This is a genomic window from Streptomyces sp. NPDC049915 (assembly GCF_040656475.1).
In the GTDB taxonomy this organism is placed as follows: domain Bacteria; phylum Actinomycetota; class Actinomycetes; order Streptomycetales; family Streptomycetaceae; genus Streptomyces.
The window spans coordinates 1-17,042 of record NZ_JBFAMH010000012.1; the positions used below are offsets into that span (position 1 = coordinate 1).

Below are 17,042 nucleotides of genomic sequence, written 5' to 3' on the forward strand. Positions count from 1 at the left end.
CCGTCGAAGACCAGGTCGGTACGCTGGCTGCTCGCGCAGGACTCCGGCGCGGCGGAGGAGAACAGGGCACTCGACACGGAAGGACGAGACCGATGAGTGTCACGAGCGTGGACAAGGACCTGGACAACCTGACCCTCACCCTGACCGCCGACTTCGCCGCGAGCGTCGAGCGGGTCTGGCAGCTGTGGGCCGACCCGCGGCAGCTGGAGCGGTGGTGGGGGCCGCCCACCTACCCGGCGACCGTGGAGGAGTACGACCTGACGCCGGGCGGGGGCGTCACGTACTTCATGACCGGGCCCGAGGGCGACACGCATCGCGGCTGGTGGCGCGTCACCACCGTCACCCCGCCGGACCTGCTGGAGTTCACGGACGGCTTCGCCGACCAGGAGGGCAACCCGGCCGCCGACATGCCGACCATGTCGGTACGGGTACGGCTCACCGCGCACGGAGACGGCGCGCGCATGGAGATGCGCTCCACGTTCGACTCGCGCGAGCAGATGGAGCAGCTGCTGAAGATGGGCATGGACGAGGGCCTGCGGCAGGCGGTGTCGCAGATCGACGCCCTCCTCACCTCGACCTGAACCCCCGACTGCGCCACGGCTCCCGTGCCCACGACCCGCCTCGCCCACCGGCCCGGCTGTGGCCGCTGTGCTCTGGCCTCCGGCGCGTGCTGTGGCCTCCGGCCCGGCCGCGGACCAGTGGCCTTCGGCCCTGGCGCGGGTCTCCGGCCCCCAGCTCCGGCCTCCGGCTCGTGCCTTCAGCCCTCGGCTCGGGTCTCCGGCCTCCGGCTCGGGCTTCGGCTCGGGACTTCGGCCTCCGGCTCGGGCTTCGGCTCGGGGACTTCGGCCTCCGGCTCGGGCTTCGGCTCGGGTCTCCGGCCTCCGGCCCCACCACGGGTCCGGGATCCGGCCCGGGCCCCGCTGTGGCCTCCGGCCCGGCCCCGGCCTCGGGCCTCCGGCACAACGGCCGGCGCCGTGCTGCTGCCTTCGGCCCGGCCGCAGGCTTCTGGTCTCCGGTCCGGCTCGGCTTTACCCGGCCGCGGCGGCACTTGACCCCACCCCAACGGCCGGTAGCCCGTGGCCGTAGCCCCGGCCTGCGGTCTCGACTCCGCCCTCGGCCGCCCCGGCTCTTGGCCGCCCTGGCCTGCGGCCTCTGCTCCGGTCCGCGGCCTCAGTTCCGGCCTTTGGCCGCCCACGGGCCCTTGGCCGCCCGGCTCGCCGCCTCAGCTTCGCCCCTGGGCCGGCCCCCGACCCTCCTCCTCAACCCACCCCCACCCCCCACCGCCATCCCCGATCCCGCGTGCCGTCGTCCGCCCCCTCACCGCCGGCGTGGTGGGCCGGGGTCCGGGCCCGGTGGTTGGGGGGTCGGGGGGCGGAGCTCGGCTTCCGGGGGGTGGTTCCACAGGTGGTGTGCGTACAGCCAGTGGCCGAACATCGAGCCGCCGTAGACGACGAAGCCCACTCCGATCAGCCAGGACTCGACGACCAGGACGATGCCGACCGTGCCGTAGCTGACCGCGTTGTCGACGATGAGGGGCGTGAAGACCACGTAGGAGAAACCTCTGAGCCCGACCAGGCCCACCATCGTGGCGACCGAACCCGGCAGCAGGTGCAGCCAGCGCACCTGACCGCCGAGCAGGAAGTACTGGCCCCACCAGAAGAACACGATGCCCGTCGCCGAGGACAGGACGATCCGTTCCGGCCCGCTCAGGGCCGCCCGGGTCTGTGCCTCCTGGTACAGATACACCGTGAGGACCGCCAGCCATGCCGCCTGCCGCCAGATCTTGTGCCAGGGCCCGGGCGGCAGGTTCCAGATCCGTTCGTAGCCGTTCTGCACGCTGCCCGCGAAGGACACACCGAACACGGCCAGTGCGATACCACCCCACACGCTGGTGGTGTTGACCACGTTGCTCGACGGACTGCTGATGTCGGTGAGGATCTTCGCGGAGCGGCCGGACAGCCCCATGCCGTCCGCGAGCCACGAGGAGAAGCCCCCACGCTGCAGCGGATCCGCCGCGGCCACCACGATCAGCAGCGGGGCCAGCGTCACCAGGGCCAGGGTGGCGAACCCCATGGCCCGGTGCATCAGCTCCAGTTCCCTGCCGCGCCGCAGGAGGTGGTGGTCTTTGACCCAGCTCACTCCCTGGTGGAGCACGCGCAGACTTCTGTTCACGGGGTGCTCTTCCGTCGGCTCGCGACGCACACACAGCGTTCACCTCAGCCTACTTGCCCTGCCCGGCCGGGCCAGTCGCCGAAGGAAGGCCGATCGGATGATCCCGGCGCCCGCACGCCCCGCCCCTGCCTCACCCCTCGGACGCCGCCCCCGCCGGCGCCCGCCCGCCCGGACGCGGTCCGAGGACGGCGTCCAGATGCGCCCGCACATACGGCACCGCCACCGTCGGCAGTTCCCCGTCGACGAAGGCCGGCTGGACGTTGACCTCGAAGACGGCCCCGCCCTGCTCCACGGCCAGGTCCACCCCGGCGAACGGCAGCCCGACCGACGCGGTCGCCGCGACGGCCAGCTCGGCCGGCCGCGGCGGCAGGTCCGCCGGCGCGATCGGCACGGGCGTGGCGCCCTGACACGTGTTGCCCGGTGTGTCCAGCGCCGGCTGCAGATGCTCCCGGGCGTGCACGACACGGCCGTGCAGCCCGAAGACCCGGAACTGATGGCGCCGCCCGTCGGCCGTGAAGTTCCCCGCGTCCCGCGAGAGCAGCCAGTCCGTGCCCCGCTCGGCGTAGAAATCCGCCGCCCGCTCCAGCTGCCCGGGGCCGGTGACGTGAAAGGTGTCGTTGCCGCCGGTGCCGACCACCGGCCGGGCCCACACGTCCCGCCCCAGCTTGTCGAAGGCGGCCGCGGCCTCCTGCGGGGACGGCCTGGACAGCACCAAGCTCTCCATGTGGGCCACCCCGTCCCGCGCGAAACACGCGATCGTGCGGTCCTTCTGCGTCGCCGCCCGCCACGCCTCCGGGGTGCCCACCAGCGGCGCCACCCCGGACCGTGCCAACACCCGCTGGAATGCGGCGAGTTCATGCCGCCGGTGGGGAGGGATCTCGTACAGCACGACCACGTCCGGCACCACGTTCACGCCCTCGTCCGGCATCCGCAGCCGTAACCGCCCGTCCTCCGGTACGGCGCGGCCGGCGCCGCCCACCGTGAAGTACCGGGAGGTCCAGCCGCAGCGGGGGAGCGCCGGTCAGCAGCTCGACGGCCCGGGCGAGGTACTCCTGGCAGCCCTCGGGCGACGTGGGGTCGGCGATCAGGGCGACACAGGGTCGGGACACAGCGGCCTCCAGCGGCATACGACGGGCCCAGGGCAGCCGTGCCCGCACGGCGTCGCGGCCCGGGCGGGCTACGGGATGGTGTGCCGTTCACATGGGCGATCGCCGGCGCCCCTCGCACCGCCCACGTCACGACGGCGGATGCGCACGGCGACCGGGGCGGGAGCCGGTGACCGGGGGCGTCACACCGTAGGCGCCCCGTCGCGGCCCCTGCCAGGGCGCACACCAGGCGGTCCCGCTGCCGCCACTGCACCGTCCGCGCCGCCGTCCGCCCGGCAGCCTCCTTGACAGCCGCCCGGCCCGCGCCCTCACCCAGCCCACGCGCCAGGACCGGCGTGCGGAAGGCCCGCGCGAGGGCCGGATGCCGCCGTAGGGGTGGGGTCGTAACCCGTGTGAGCGCCCCGAATGGTGCGCCGGCCGGTCATGACTGACGGTGGATCACGCCAGGGCCGGGTCTCTCCAGCTGACAAGGCGTCGGCTGCCCGGCCGTGACGGAAGGACTGTCGAATGCGTTCTGCCCGCATCCTGCTCGCCACCGCGACGGCCACCGCGGCTCTCGCCATCGCCGCACCCGCCTATGCCGAGGGGTCCGGTGGCTGGGACCACGACGACTCCTCCTACAGCAAGGAGCACGACAATTCCTATGGCAAGGAACACGACAAGGACAGCAGCCACGGCAAGCCGCAGGGCGGAATGCACACGGGCGGCGGAGCGCTGACCCTGCTCTCCAACGACGACTGGGGCAGCAGCAGCCCCCGCGACCCCAAGCAGGACCCGGAGACGTACAAGAAGGACAACGGCGGCTCCGACTGGGGCGGCAAGACCCCCGGCAACGACAGCTGGGGCGGCGGCCAGGACAGCGGTTCCGGGAGCGGCGGTGAAGAGAAGAAGCCGCACGGCGGTATGCACACCGGCGGCGGCGCGCTCGCCACGCAGGGCGTCACGGCCGGCGGGCTCGCCGCGGTCGCGGTGGCCGGCACCGGCCTGTACCTGCTGCGCCGCAAGAAGGCCGCCGGAAGCGTGGCCTGACCATGCCCGACGACATAGCCGACATAGCTCCACGGGCCGCCGCACGCGCATCCAGCCGGCGGCGGCCCCGCCGCTCGATCCCCCGGTCCTCGCCGCTGCCGTGCCCGAATGAGGTGGTGTTCCGATGGCAGCAACCTCCCCGTCCTCCCCCGAGACAGATGCGCAGCCGCCCAAACGCGGACCGCGCACCCTCGCGACACTCTTCTGGGCCGCCGTGGCCCTCGTCGCCGCCGTCGGTCTCGCCGGCAACCACGACACCTCCGCCCCCGGCGCCGGCCCCCGGCCGCACGCCGCGCCGGCCGTCGCCGCCACGGCGCCGTCCACCCAGGCCGACACCGGCCCGGCCGACACGGACCGCCATCTGCCGCGCTCCCGGCCGACCCGCCTGCTGATCCCCGCGATCGCCGTCGACGCGCCCTTCACCGACCTCGCCCTCGACACGAGCGGCCGGCTCCAGCCGCCCCCGGCCGACGACACCAACCTCGTCGGCTGGTACGCGAAGGGGCCCTCGCCCGGTGAGCCGGGCACGTCGGTCATCGCCGGGCACGTCGACACCAAGACCTCCGCGGCCGTCTTCGCCCGTCTGTACGAACTGCAGAAGGGCGACCTGATCTACGTCGACCGCGCCGACGGACGCCGGGCGGCCTTCGTCGTCGACAGCGCCAAGACCTTCGACAAGGACGAATTCCCGAGCGACCGCGTCTACGCCGACACACCGCAGGCCGAGGTCCGTCTGATCACCTGCGCCGGCAGCTACGACCGATCCGCCGGGGACTACACCCAGAACCTCGTCGTTTTCGGCCACCTGGCCTGACCCGGCGTGGCTCACGACCACCCAGTAATCTGTGGCCATGACTGATGCGCCGACCCTCTCCGCCCGCGAGGCGTTCGACCTGCTCCTCGACGGCAACCAGCGATTCGTCTCCGGTGCCCCCCAGCACCCCAACCAGGACGCCGCGCGCCGCACCGAGATCGCGCCGTCCCAGAAGCCGTTCGCCGTCCTCTTCGGCTGCTCGGACTCCCGTCTGGCCGCGGAGATCATCTTCGACCGTGGACTCGGCGACCTGTTCGTGGTCCGCACCGCGGGCCACGTGGTGGGTCCGGAGGTGCTCGGCTCCATCGAGTTCGGCGTGAGCGTCCTCGACGCCCCGCTGGTCATCGTCCTCGGCCACGACTCCTGCGGCGCCGTCAGCGCGGCCTGCTCCGCACTGGAGAACGGGCAGACGCCCGGCGGCTACGTCCGCGACATCGTCGAGCGCGTCACGCCCAGCGTGTTCGCCGCCCGCGCGGCCGGGGACTCCAGCGTGGAGGCGGCTCTGGACGAGCACATAAAGCGCACCGTGGACCTGCTGCTCGAGCGGTCGCGCGACCTCGCCGAGCGCGTCGAGGCGGGCAAGGCCGCCGTGGTCGGCCTGTGCTACCGGCTGGTCGACGGCAGCGCCCGGATCGTCGCCTCGCGCGGCATCGACGTCACGGAATCCGTCCGCTCCTGAACAGAGGTACGACCCGGCCGGTCCCGCTGGAGCGGGGCCGGCCGTTTCGTTCGAGGGCTCAGCGGTACCGGCGGCCACGGGTGCCGATCCTGCTGCGGATGCGGCTTGTCAGCGCCGTCGCCGCCGCCGTCAGGAACACGAAGTTGTAGAGGATCTGCAGCATGGTCACCACCCGTGCCGCCTGCCCGATCGGGGTGATGTCCCCGTAGCCGACGGTGGCGAGGGTGACCAGTGTGAAGTACAGGGCGTCGACGCGGGTGGCCAGACCGGTGATCTCGCCGGGGTAGTGCGCCAGGACGAAGTAGGCCGCGGAGAAGACCAGCACCGACGAACACATCAGCAGCGGAATGACGATGCCGGGGTGCGCCCCGGGCCGTTCCAGCAGCACGGCGTGGATCTGCCGGAGTATCAGCAGGGCGAGCACGCCCAGGGCGCCGACCAGCAGCACCACTGCGAGGGCGGAGCGCTGCGGGCCCAGACGGTGCAGCGGCAGCAGGAAGTAGCCCAGCAGCAGGGCGATCTCACAGGCGCCCGCACCGAGCCACAGGCGCGCCGACGGGGATGCGGGCGCGGACGGGTCACCGCTCACCGGCCGCCACCCTCGGTCTCCCGTGCCTCCCTGGCACCCCTCGTTTCCTCGGCCTCCCCGGCACCGCCGGCGGCGGGGAGCGGCCCGCCGAGGATGGGGGAGATGGCCGCCGTGGAACCGGCGGTGGCCACCGCCGCCGTAGTCCGCCGGTCCGCGCTGCGGCGTACGGCGCGCAGGGCGAGCGCGGAACCCACCGCCAAGAAGAACGCGGCGAGCGCGATGGGCACCCCGAGCAGCACCGACAGCAGCAGGAGCCGTAGGTGGGGACGGCTGAGCGGCACGGGGCGCGGCGGAGCGCCGCCGTCCGGGGCCGGAGGTCCGGTGCCGTCCTGGGGCGGGCCGTCGTGGGAAGTCCATTGGGTGGGCACGCGGGCGCCTCCGTCGGGTGGGCCGGGCTGCGACGCGTCGGGTGGGCTTCAGTAGACGATCGCCCCGCCTCCCGCGCACGCCGGGACGGCGGCGGATGAGCCGCCCGCGTCCGAAAGTCACCCTCCCGGCCTGACCAGGTGTTTTAAAGTGACAGCACCAGTCACGGCCACCGAAGGTGACCGAAGCCAAAGCCATCAGTGAGGTAATCGCGAACCATGGCGACCGAAACGTTTGAGTTCCAAGTCGAGGCCCGTCAGCTGCTCCGGTTGATGATCCACTCGGTCTACTCGAACAAGGACGTTTTCCTGCGGGAGCTCGTCTCCAACGCCTCCGACGCGCTGGACAAGCTGCGCCTCGCCAAGCTGCGGGACGACACGCTCGACGCGGATGTGTCCGACCCGCACATCGAGCTGGAGGTGGACAAGGACGCCCGTACGCTCACCGTGCGGGACAACGGCATCGGCATGTCCTACGACGAGGTCGGGCGGCTCATCGGCACGATCGCCAACTCCGGCACCGCCCAGTTCCTCAAGGAGCTGAAGGAGGCCGAGGAGGAGGGCGGCGCGGAAGGCCTCATCGGCCAGTTCGGCGTCGGCTTCTACTCCGGCTTCATGGTGGCCGACGAGATGACCCTGCTCACCCGGCGGGCCGGCGAGAGCCACGGCACCCGCTGGTCGTCGCGCGGCGAGGGCACGTACACCCTGGAGCGCGTCGACGACGCCCCGCAGGGCACCGCCGTCACGCTGCACCTGAAGCCCGCCGACCCCGAGAACCAGCTGCACGACTACACGTCCGAGTGGAAGATCCGGGAGATCGTCAAGCGGTACTCGGACTTCATCACCTGGCCCGTCAGGCTCGTCCAGCCCCAGGGCGACGGCGGCGACACGCCCGAGCCCGAGACGCTGAACTCGATGAAGGCGCTGTGGGCGCGTTCGCGCGAGGAGGTGTCCGACGACGAGTACCACGAGCTGTACAAGCACATCAGCCACGACTGGCGCGATCCGCTGGAGACGATCCGGCTCCAGGCCGAGGGCACCTTCGAGTACCAGGCGCTTCTCTTCGTTCCCGCCCACGCCCCGCACGACCTGTTCACCCAGAACCCCAGGCGCGGCCTGCAGCTGTACGTCAAGCGGGTGTTCATCATGGACGACTGCGAGGAGCTGCTGCCGCCCTACCTGCGCTTCGTCAAGGGCGTCGTCGACGCGCAGGACCTCTCCCTCAACGTCTCCCGCGAGATCCTCCAGCAGGACCGGCACATCCGCGCGATGCGCAACCGGCTGACGAAGAAGGTCCTCGCCACCGTCAAGGAGATGCGCGAGAAGAACGCCGAGCACTACGCCGACTTCTGGCGGGAGTTCGGCGCCGTGCTGAAGGAGGGCCTGGTCACCGACGCGGAGAACCGCGACTCGATCCTCGCCGTCGCCTCGTTCTCCTCGACCCACAGCGCCGAGGAGCAGACGACCCTCGCGGCGTACGTGGAGCGGATGAAGGACGGCCAGGAGGACATCTGGTACCTCACCGGCGAGAGCCGGCAGGCCGTGGAGAACTCCCCGCACATGGAGGCCTTCCGCGCCAAGGGCATCGAGGTGCTGCTGCTCACCGATCCGGTCGACGAGGTGTGGGCCGACACCGTGGGCACCTTCGAGGGCAAGCGGCTGCGCTCGGTCGCCAAGGGCGAGATCGACCTCGACGGCGAGGAGGAGAATCAGACCGACGGCGACAAGGAGAAGCAGGCCGAGAGCTACGCCGATCTGCTCGGCTGGATGAAGGAGCAGCTGGCCGAGGACGTCAAGGACGTCCGCCTGTCCTCCCGGCTCACCGTCTCCCCGGCCTGTGTGGTCTCCGACGCCGACGATCTGACCCCGGCGCTGGAGAACATGTACCGGGCGATGGGCCAGGAGGTGCCCCGCAGCAAGCGGATCCTGGAACTCAACCCCGGCCACCCGCTGGTCCAGGGCCTGAACCGGGCCTTCCAGGAGGAGCCGGCGGACCGCACCCCGCTCACCGAGACCACCGAGCTGCTGCACAGCCTGGCGGTCCTGGCCGAGGGCGGCCAGCCGAAGGACCCGGCCCGCTTCGTGAAGCTGGTCGCGGAGCGGCTGGAGCGGTCGCTGTAGCGCACGGTGTTCCGGTCCCGCCACGCGGGGCGTTCCCCTTCCGGCCGCCCGGTGTAATCATGTAATCAACACCGGGCGAGTGGAAGGGGCGCCCCGTGGACGGGACTCTCTTCGAGCCCGGCCGTTCCGGCGAGGAGCAGGCCGCGCTCGACGCGTATTCGCGGATCGTCACCTCGGTGGCCGCCGAGCTGACGCCGAAGGTGGCGGCGGTGACCGTCGCGCACCGGTGGACCCGTGGCCGGTTCGTGCGGGGCACCGGCTCCGCCGTCGTCTTCACCGACGACGGGTTCCTGCTGACCAACGCACATGTCGTGGGCCGCTCCGACGCCGGTACGGCCTCCTTCGCCGACGGCACGACCGTGCCGTTCCACGTCATCGGTGCCGACCCGCTGTCCGACCTCGCCGTGGTCCGGGCCGACGGGCCGACCCCGCCGCCGGTGCGGCTCGGCGAGGCCGACACGCTGCGGGTCGGGCAGCTCGTCGTCGCCGTCGGCAACCCGCTCGGTCTGGCCGGCAGCGTCACCGCCGGCGTGGTGAGCGGCCTCGGCCGGTCCCTGCCGACCAGCGCGGGCGTCGCCACCCGGGTCGTCGACGATGTCGTCCAGACCGACGCCACCCTCCATCCCGGCAGCTCCGGCGGCGCGCTCGCCACGGCGGACGGGGCGGTCGTCGGCATCAACACCGCGATCGCCGACATCGGACTCGGCCTCGCCATCCCGGTCAACGGCACCAGCCGGAAGATCATCTCCGCCCTGCTCTCCGCGGGCCGCGTGCGCCGCGCCTACCTGGGCATCGCCGGGACCCCGGCCCCGCTGCCCCCGCCGCTGCGCGAGCGGACCGGACGGCGTACCGGGCTGCGCATCGCGGAGGTCGTGCCCGCCTCCCCGGCCGCCCGGGCCGGACTGCGCAGCGGCGACCTGCTGCTCACCGCCGACGGTGATCCAGTGGACAGCGCCCAGGCCCTGCAACGCCGGATGCTGGAGGACGCCATCGGCCGCCCCCTCGCCCTGACGGCGCTGCGCGGCGACGCCCTGGTCGACGTGATCGCCACGCCCGCCGAACTGGTCGCGGAGGACTGAGCCGGACCGTCGAGCGGGGAATGCCGCTGAGCCGGACCGTCGGGCGGGTGCGCCGCCGAGCTGGTCCGTCGGGCGGGTGGTGCCGCCGAGCTGGTCCGTCGGGCGGGTGCGCCGCCGAGCTGGTCCGTCGGGCGGGTGCGCCGCCGAGCCGGTCCGTCGGGCGGGTGGTGCCGCTGTCGGTGCGGTCGTCTCGTACCTCTGACGGCATGCGAGACGATCACGCGACCACACAGGACATCGCCGAGCTGCGTGCGGCGTTCGGGGCCGATGACGACGGGGCGTCCGCGCTCGGCTGGGACGGCGTGCGGGCCTTCGAGGCGCGGCGCGGCATCGTCCTGCCCGAGCCGTATCGGACCTTCGTGGCCGACGTGACCGACGGCTCGTACCTCGGCCCGCCCGACTGCGGTCTGACGGCGCTGGGGGAGCTGCCCCGCGACTGGGGCGACGACGCGGGCGAGCGCGACCTCGGCAAGCCCTTCCCGCTGACCGAGCCGTGGCTGTGGGAGGACGATCCGGATGCGCCCGAGGAGGCCGAGGCGCGCATTGCGGCGGTGTACCGCCACGGGTCGGTGGTGCTCGGGACCGACGGGTGCGGGATGTACTGGCACCTCGTCGTCACCGGCCCCCACCGGGGACACATCTGGCACGTCACCGATGCCGGGGCCGTACCGGTGAGCGGCCGGAGCGTTCACGGCCCGGTGTCGGCCACCCGCCCCACCAGCACCCCGTCGTCGCCGAGCCCGATCCGCACCCCCTCGCTGATCCGGTCCAGTACCGCCCGCAGCCACTCCCGGTCCTCCCGCGGCGCCCGCTCCAGCCGCATCCGGCGGGAACGCAGCGGCAGCATGCGCAGCCGGGCCAAGGCCCCCGTGTCCCGGTCGACGGTGGCCAGGAACGCCAGGCGCAGGTCGTCGCGGTACCGCTCGTAGCCGGTGATGCCCTCGTAGTCGTCGACGAAGTCGCCGCAGCCGTGCAGGATCAGCCGCCCCCGGTACACCTCGATCGGCCGGGGGTGGTGCGAGGAGTGGCCGTGGACCACGTCCACTCCGCCGTCGACGAGGGCGTGCGCGAAGCGGACCTGGGAAGCCGGCACGCGGTAGCCCCAGTTGGAACCCCAGTGCACCGACACCACCGCGAGATCGCCGGGGCGCTTCACCCGCCGTACCCGGTCCACGACGGCGTCGGCCGTGGCGGGGGTCAGGGCGGGCAGGCAGGCGACGCCGGAGCGGTCCGGTCCGGCCGCCCAGTCGGCCGGGACGCCGCTGCACCTCGTCCCGATCGCGAACACCAGGACCCGCCCGCCGTCGGCCGGCACCACGGCGGGAGCCTGGGCCGCGTCGGCGTCCGGACCGGCGCCCGCGCTGCGCAGACCGGCCCCGGCCAGCGCGGCGAGGGTCTCGGCGAGGCCGGGGCGGCCGAAGTCCAGCACATGGTTGTTGGCCAGCACGCACACGTCGGGGCGGATCATCAGCAGGGCGGGCACGTTGGCCGGGTGCATCCGGTAGTGCACCGCCTTGCCGGGCGCGAAGGCGCCGCCGCGGGTCACCGACGTCTCCAGGTTCACGATCCGCACGTCCGGGGCCTCGGCGTCCAGCGCGGCCAGGGCGTCGCCCCACGGCCAGGACGGCGGAACCGGGACCGGCACCGGACCGCCCGCCGACTCCGCCAGCCGGACGTAGGCGCGCGCGTCATGGACGTACTCCTCCCGCAGCGCCGGATCGCCCGGGTGCGCCAGGATCTGGTCGACGCCGCGCCCGAGCATCACATCGCCGCACAGGAACAGCGTCAGCGTGCCGCCGCCCATGCCTCCACCGTACGGCCGGCAGCCTGTTGCGTACGCGAATGTCGCCCCGCGGGGTTGTCGCCCCCACCCCGGGACCCTAGGGTCTCCCCTCGGGGGGTAAGCGGTTTCTAAGCTCCCTCGGACACTGTCCGACACCCGGTCGCCGAGCCTCCGAGGAGCGCCGCAGGCCCCTGCCACCCGCCCGCCGCCGCGTCGCCGTCATCGGCACCGGGGCCATCGTCACCGGCGGTCATCTGCCCGCGCTGGCGGCCCACGCCGACCGGGTGGAGCTGGTCGCCGCCGTCGACGTGGACCGGGGCCGGCTGGACGCCTTCCGGGAACTCGCGGGAGAGCAGGTCGCCGGGTACACCTCGACCGGCGCCATGCTGGACGCCGTACGCCCCGACCTGGTGCTCGTCGGGACGCCGCCGGCGCTGCACCGCGAGCAGACGACCGCCGCGCTCAAGGCGGGCGCCTGGGTGCTGTGCGAGAAGCCGCTGTGCCTGTCGCTCGCGGAGTACGACGACATCGCCGCCGCCGAACAGGTGTCCGGCGCATACGCCTCCGTCGTCTTCCAGCACCGTTACGGCTCCGGCGCGGTGCACGCCCGCGAGCTGATCGCGAGCGGCGAGCTGGGTGCTCCCCGCGTCGCGCACTGCCAGACGACCTGGTACCGGGATGCCGCCTACTACGCGGTGCCCTGGCGCGGGCGCTGGGCCGGCGAGGGCGGCGGGCCGACCATGGGACACGGCATCCACCAGTACGACCTGCTGCTGCACCTGCTCGGACCGTGGGAGGAGGTGCGGGCGATGGCGGCCCGGCTGGCGCACGACACCGAGAGCGAGGACGTCTCCACCGCCCTGGTCCGCTTCCGCTCCGGCGCGCTCGCCACCGTCGTCAACAGCGTCCTGTCGCCCGCCGAGACGAGCCGCATCCGGATCGACTGCGCCGACGCGACCGTGGAGCTGACCCACCTCTACGGCCACGGCAACGACGACTGGGCCTACATCCCCGCCCCGCATGTCAACCCCGAGCGTGCCGCCGCCTGGCGCGGCCCGGCCGCCGACGTGCCCAGCTCGCACACCGCACAGCTCGGCACCTTCCTCGACGCCTGCGACCGGGGCGTACGGCCGCCCGGCAGCGGCATGGAGGCGCGCGCCACGCTGGAGTTCGCCGCCGCCCTGTACAAGGCGGCGTTCACGGCCCGGCCGGTGCGGGCCGGAGAGATCGGCCCCGGCGACCCGTACTACGCGGCCCTGCACGGCGACCACCCCGACTGGGCCCCGAAGGAGACCGCGTGAGCATCCGCGTCCACCACGTCCACGGCGAGCACCTCACGGTCGAGGCCGCAGACGGCGTCGAGATCCTGCGCTACGTCTACCGGCCCGACCCGGAGCCCTTCGAGTCCCGCAAGCCGTACGCCCACCCGCTGCGGACCCTGGCCGGACACACGGTGACCGGGTACCGGCCGAGCGACCACCGCTGGCACAAGGGCCTGCAGATGACGGCCAGTCACCTGTCCGGACAGAACTTCTGGGGCGGCAACTCCTACGTCCATGGCCGGGGATACCTGGCACTGCCCGAGCGGGTCGGCGCCCTGCGCCACGACGGTTTCCCCTCCTTCACGGCCGAGGAGGAACGCCTCGCCTTCACCGAGGCGTTGACCTGGGTCGCCCATGGCGGCGAGGAGTGGGCGCGCGAGGAGCGCGGCATCACCGTGCACGCCGTGGACGAGGCGGCCGGCGCCTGGGCGCTGGACTGGTCGATCCGGCTCACCAACGTGCGTGGCCGCCCACTGGTGTTCGGCTCCCCGACCACCGCGGGGCGTGAGATGGCGGGCTACACCGGCCTGCAGTGGCGCGGGCCCCGCGACTTCACCGGCGGCCAGGTCTTCGCCCCGGACGGGGAGGGCGCTGAGGAGCTGATGGGCAGTCAGGGCCCGTGGCTGGCCTTCACCGCCGAGCACGACGAGGTGGACGGACACTCCACGCTCGTCTTCGCGCACGCCCCGGAGAACCTCGACGAGGCGTGCGCGATCCACGCCTCCCACTGGTTCGTGCGCAGCGACCCCATCCCGACGGTCGCGTTCTCCTGGGCTTTCTTCGAGGAGTTCGCGCTCGCGCCGGGGGAGACCTTCGGCTACCGCTACCGGATGGTGATCGCCGACGGCGCCTGGGGCCGCGAACGGGTCGCCGCGCATCTGAGGGGACTGCCGTGGTGACGCCCTCGGGCGCGCACCCGCTGCCGGGCGCCGTCGGACTGTCCCATCTGAGCCCGTACGACTGGCAGGCCGCCGACGGTGTCCGCGGCGGCAGCCCTCATCTGCATCTCGTGTGCACGGAGGCGTACGTGGTCACGGGTGGCCGGGGCGCGGTGCAGACCCTCGGTCCGGACGGCTGCCGGGACATCCCCCTCGAGGCGGGCTCCCTCGCCTGGTTCACGCCGGGCACCGTCCACCGCATGGTGCAGGGCGACGATCTGCGCGTCACCGTGCTGATGCAGAACAGCGGTCTGCCGGAGGCCGGGGACGCGGTGTTCACCTTTCCGCCCGAGGTGCTCGCCGACCCGGAGGCGTACACGGCCGCGGCGACGCTACCGCCGGGCACCGGTCGCGAGGCGGAGGTCGCCGCCCGGCGCCGCCGCGATCTCGCCGTGGAGGGCTACCTGCCGCTCCGCGCGGCCCTGCTCGCCGGGGACGACGGCCCGTTCCGCGCCTTCCAGCGTGCCGCCGCCTGCCTGGTACGCCCGCGGGTGCCCGCCTGGCGTGCCCTGTGGCGCGTGGGCGCCCTGGCCGCCGCCGAGCGCACCGGTGCACAGCTCGACGCGCTGGAGGCGGGGGACATCGCCCACCTCGGCGAGGCGGCCGCGGACGCCGGCACGCCCACCCGGCGTGCCGGCTTCGGGATGTGCGGCCGCCGCGACGAGTACGCGCCGCCACAGATGAACAATCAGTGAACTCGACATGAGAGTAGGGGAAATGTCGAATTGTCGTTCATCTGCCGCACCTCCGCCTGGCTCGGATTGGACGGTCCGAGGGGTGTGTTCTCGTCGTCATCGCGAAGGTGACGTCCCCTTCAGGAGCACCCGTATGGCTTGAAGTCGCTGCCCCCGCTGGGGATTTGAGGTCTTGCTACGAGTCTTTTCGGCCAAAGTGATCTGTGACGCCCCGTGTTCGCGCCGACGCACATAGTGTGTGGGCGCCGCGTCGCCACACCCAGGGCACAGGGCCCTGCCGGGACTTGCGCGCGGCGGAGGATCACCCCTTGACCACAGCATCCGTGCTGATGGCCGACGTCTTCCAGGTCCAGCCCTACACCTCGCACTGCCGGGTCATCCACGACGAGGGCGCGCACGCCGTCATCGGTGTGTCCCCCGGCAACAGCTACTTCTCAGCCGGGCGGCTGCACGATCTCGCCCGCTGGGGGCTGAACCGGTTCGAACGCGTCGACTTCGTCTACACCGACCTCTACGTGGCCGACATGTACGAGGCGTCCGGCTACACCCCCGACGACGCCCGCCGCAAGGCCGTCAAGAACCTCAGGGGCGTACGCGCCAAGGTGCGGGACGCGGTCACGGCGGCCGACCCGGACGGCAAGCGGCTGCGCTGGCAGCCCATGTCGGCCTTCCGGGCCAACGACGCCTACCGCGACCTGCACCAGCACCTCACCCGCCGGCTCGGCACCGACCACGACTTCCGTGCCGTGTGCACCGCGCTCGTCAGCCGCTTCCTCACCGCCCGTGGAGAGCCGGCGAGCGAGCGGCAGCGCGCGGTGTGCCTGGAGTACGTCTGCGCGGAGGCCCCGCTCTTCCTCGACACCCCGGCCATCCTCGGCGTGCCGTCCTCGCTCAACTGCTACCACCAGCTGCTCCCCATGGCCGAGCTGCTGTACGCGCGTGGCGCCGGACTGCGCGCCTCCCGCAACCAGGGCCACGCCATCGTGACCCCGGCCGACGCCGACCCGGCCGGATCCGCCCCCGTCCCCGCGCCCGCCGCCGTCGAAGGAGCCGCCGCATGACCCTCAGCACCGTCCACACCCCGCCCCTGCTCGACTTCCCCTTCTCCTGGGACGGCACCCGGGTGCCCGACGAGGTGGCCGCTCTGCGGGAGGCGGCTCCGGTGACCCGGGTGCGCACCATCGCCGGCGACGAGGCGTGGCTGGTCTCGTCGTACCGGCTGTGCCGGCAGGTCCTCACCGACGGCCGGTTCTCCCTGAAGGACACGTCCGCCCCGGGTATGCCCCGCCAGTACGCCCTGACGATCCCGCCCGAGGTCGTGAACAACATGGGCAACATCACCGGCGCGGGCCTGCGCCGGGCGGTGATGAGGGCGCTCAACCCGAAGGCCGAGGGGCTGGAGGAGTGGATACGGCGCGAGGCGCACCGCCTCGTCGACACGCTCGTCGCCGAGGGGCCGACCGCCGATCTGCGCGGCGCGTTCTGCGAGCCGTACTCCGCCGGGATGCACTGCCACATCCTCGGCATCCCCACCAGCGAGGCACCCGCGTTCCTGCGCGGCCTCGACATCGCCTTCATGAACTCGCCGTGCCCGATCACCGGCGCGAAGGTCAACTGGGACCGGGACATCGCCCGGATGACCGGCCTGCTCAACGACCCTGCGACCGGTGGGCTGATGGGGGAACTGTCCACCCTGCGGGAGGACCCTAACTACGCCCACCTCACCGACGAGATGCTCGCCACCGTCGGCGTCACCCTGTTCGGCGCCGGCGTCATCTCCACCTCCGGCTTCCTCACCATGGCCCTCGTCCATCTGCTCACCCACCCCGAGCTGTGGGCCCTGCTGCGGGAGCGGCCCGAGGTGACTGGAGCGGCCGTGGAGGAGCTGCTGCGGGTCAACCTCTCCATCGGGGACGCGCTGCCCCGGATCGCGCTGGAGGACGTCACCCTGGGCGACGTGCGGGTGCGCGCGGGCGAGCTCGTGCTGGTGCTCGTCGAGGGCGCCAACTTCGACGAGGAGCGCTTCCCCGACCCGCACCGCTTCGACGTCGAGCGCCTCAACGCCGCCGACCACCTCTCCTTCGGCGGAGGTTCGCACTATTGCCCCGCCACCGGGCTCGGCCGCCGCCACGCCGAGGTCGCCCTGGAGGTGCTCACCGAACGCCTGCCACAGCTCGCGCTCGCCGTGCCCGCGGAGCAACTGGTGTGGCGTACCGGGTTCATGAAGCGCATCCCGGAGCGGCTGCCGGTCATCTGGTAGCCGCGCCCCGGGAGACGTCCGGCCGGCGGCAGCCGCCGCCGGCCGCGCGGAGCCGGCCTGCCCGGGCGCGCGTGCTGCGCCCGCGGGTCA

General features: G+C 73.0%; 16 protein-coding genes and 1 pseudogene. 12 read left to right on the forward strand and 5 right to left on the reverse strand.

From position 1 onward, the window contains the following. Nucleotides 1-92 precede the first annotated feature (92 nt). A complete protein-coding gene (locus tag AB0J12_RS21510; protein ID WP_363265932.1) occupies nt 93-581 on the forward strand; it encodes an SRPBCC domain-containing protein in 489 nt (162 codons plus the stop codon). Between the two features lie 736 nt (nt 582-1,317). Here the strand turns inward: AB0J12_RS21510 and AB0J12_RS21515 are convergent. Beyond that, nucleotides 1,318-2,172, reverse strand: coding sequence for a ribonuclease BN (locus tag AB0J12_RS21515; protein ID WP_363265933.1), 855 nt, complete (start codon nt 2,170-2,172; stop codon nt 1,318-1,320). Between the two features lie 130 nt (nt 2,173-2,302). Then, on the reverse strand, nt 2,303-3,151 hold the full coding sequence (locus tag AB0J12_RS21520; protein WP_363265934.1) for an alpha-L-glutamate ligase: 849 nt from the start codon (nt 3,149-3,151) through the stop codon (nt 2,303-2,305). A gap of 634 nt (nt 3,152-3,785) precedes the next feature. Here AB0J12_RS21520 and AB0J12_RS21525 point away from each other — a divergent pair. The 3 genes from AB0J12_RS21525 (at nt 3,786) to AB0J12_RS21535 (ending at nt 5,800) form a co-directional block, all read left to right on the forward strand. Continuing rightward, a complete protein-coding gene (locus AB0J12_RS21525) occupies nt 3,786-4,307 on the forward strand; it encodes a hypothetical protein (protein ID WP_363265935.1) in 522 nt (173 codons plus the stop codon). A gap of 124 nt (nt 4,308-4,431) precedes the next feature. Continuing rightward, nucleotides 4,432-5,121 carry a class F sortase gene (locus tag AB0J12_RS21530; protein ID WP_363265936.1) on the forward strand — a complete coding sequence of 230 codons (690 nt, stop codon included), beginning with the start codon at nt 4,432-4,434 and terminating at the stop codon, nt 5,119-5,121. 37 nt (nt 5,122-5,158) lie between these two features. Continuing rightward, a complete protein-coding gene (locus AB0J12_RS21535) occupies nt 5,159-5,800 on the forward strand; it encodes a carbonic anhydrase (RefSeq protein ID WP_363265937.1) in 642 nt (213 codons plus the stop codon). Nucleotides 5,801-5,858: 58 nt separating this feature from the next. On the opposite strand, the gene AB0J12_RS21540 is transcribed toward AB0J12_RS21535, so the two are convergent. Together AB0J12_RS21540 and AB0J12_RS21545 are read right to left on the reverse strand one after the other, a co-directional pair. Continuing rightward, a complete protein-coding gene (locus AB0J12_RS21540) occupies nt 5,859-6,347 on the reverse strand; it encodes a potassium channel family protein (RefSeq protein WP_363266140.1) in 489 nt (162 codons plus the stop codon). Between the two features lie 38 nt (nt 6,348-6,385). Beyond that, the gene (locus AB0J12_RS21545; protein WP_363265938.1) at nt 6,386-6,757 is read right to left on the reverse strand and encodes a hypothetical protein; all 372 of its coding nucleotides are present in this window, start codon (nt 6,755-6,757) and stop codon (nt 6,386-6,388) included. A gap of 216 nt (nt 6,758-6,973) precedes the next feature. Here AB0J12_RS21545 and htpG point away from each other — a divergent pair, with 216 nt between their 5' ends. The 3 genes and pseudogenes from htpG to AB0J12_RS21560 all read left to right on the forward strand — a co-directional run. After that, on the forward strand, nt 6,974-8,875 hold the full coding sequence (gene htpG / locus AB0J12_RS21550) for a molecular chaperone HtpG (protein ID WP_363265939.1): 1,902 nt from the start codon (nt 6,974-6,976) through the stop codon (nt 8,873-8,875). A 95-nt stretch (nt 8,876-8,970) separates the two neighbouring features. Continuing rightward, nucleotides 8,971-9,954 carry a trypsin-like peptidase domain-containing protein gene (locus AB0J12_RS21555; protein WP_363265940.1) on the forward strand — a complete coding sequence of 328 codons (984 nt, stop codon included), beginning with the start codon at nt 8,971-8,973 and terminating at the stop codon, nt 9,952-9,954. 206 nt (nt 9,955-10,160) lie between these two features. Next, nucleotides 10,161-10,625: pseudogene (locus AB0J12_RS21560) on the forward strand (SMI1/KNR4 family protein); the annotation flags it as partial. Between the two features lie 17 nt (nt 10,626-10,642). On the opposite strand, the gene AB0J12_RS21565 reads toward AB0J12_RS21560, so the two are convergent. Beyond that, entirely contained in the window at nt 10,643-11,758 is a 1,116-nt protein-coding gene (locus AB0J12_RS21565) for a CapA family protein (RefSeq protein ID WP_363265941.1), read from the reverse strand. 170 nt (nt 11,759-11,928) lie between these two features. Here AB0J12_RS21565 and AB0J12_RS21570 point away from each other — a divergent pair, with 170 nt between their 5' ends. From AB0J12_RS21570 to AB0J12_RS21590, 5 genes are all read left to right on the forward strand, one after another. After that, nucleotides 11,929-13,038, forward strand: coding sequence for a Gfo/Idh/MocA family oxidoreductase (locus AB0J12_RS21570; RefSeq protein WP_363266141.1), 1,110 nt, complete (start codon nt 11,929-11,931; stop codon nt 13,036-13,038). After that, nucleotides 13,035-13,958: a PmoA family protein gene (locus AB0J12_RS21575; protein ID WP_363265942.1), complete on the forward strand. Its 924-nt coding sequence runs from the start codon at nt 13,035-13,037 to the stop codon at nt 13,956-13,958. Before AB0J12_RS21570 ends, AB0J12_RS21575 begins: the two co-directional genes overlap by 4 nt. Continuing rightward, nucleotides 13,952-14,692, forward strand: a complete 741-nt coding sequence (locus AB0J12_RS21580; protein ID WP_363265943.1) for a cupin — start codon at nt 13,952-13,954, stop codon at nt 14,690-14,692. Before AB0J12_RS21575 ends, AB0J12_RS21580 begins: the two co-directional genes overlap by 7 nt. Before the next feature lie 308 nt (nt 14,693-15,000). Beyond that, nucleotides 15,001-15,753 (forward strand): tRNA-dependent cyclodipeptide synthase, encoded by a 753-nt coding sequence (locus AB0J12_RS21585; RefSeq protein ID WP_363265944.1) that lies wholly within the window; start codon nt 15,001-15,003, stop codon nt 15,751-15,753. Continuing rightward, on the forward strand, nt 15,750-16,952 hold the full coding sequence (locus AB0J12_RS21590; protein WP_363265945.1) for a cytochrome P450: 1,203 nt from the start codon (nt 15,750-15,752) through the stop codon (nt 16,950-16,952). Before AB0J12_RS21585 ends, AB0J12_RS21590 begins: the two co-directional genes overlap by 4 nt. Nucleotides 16,953-17,042 lie beyond the last annotated feature (90 nt).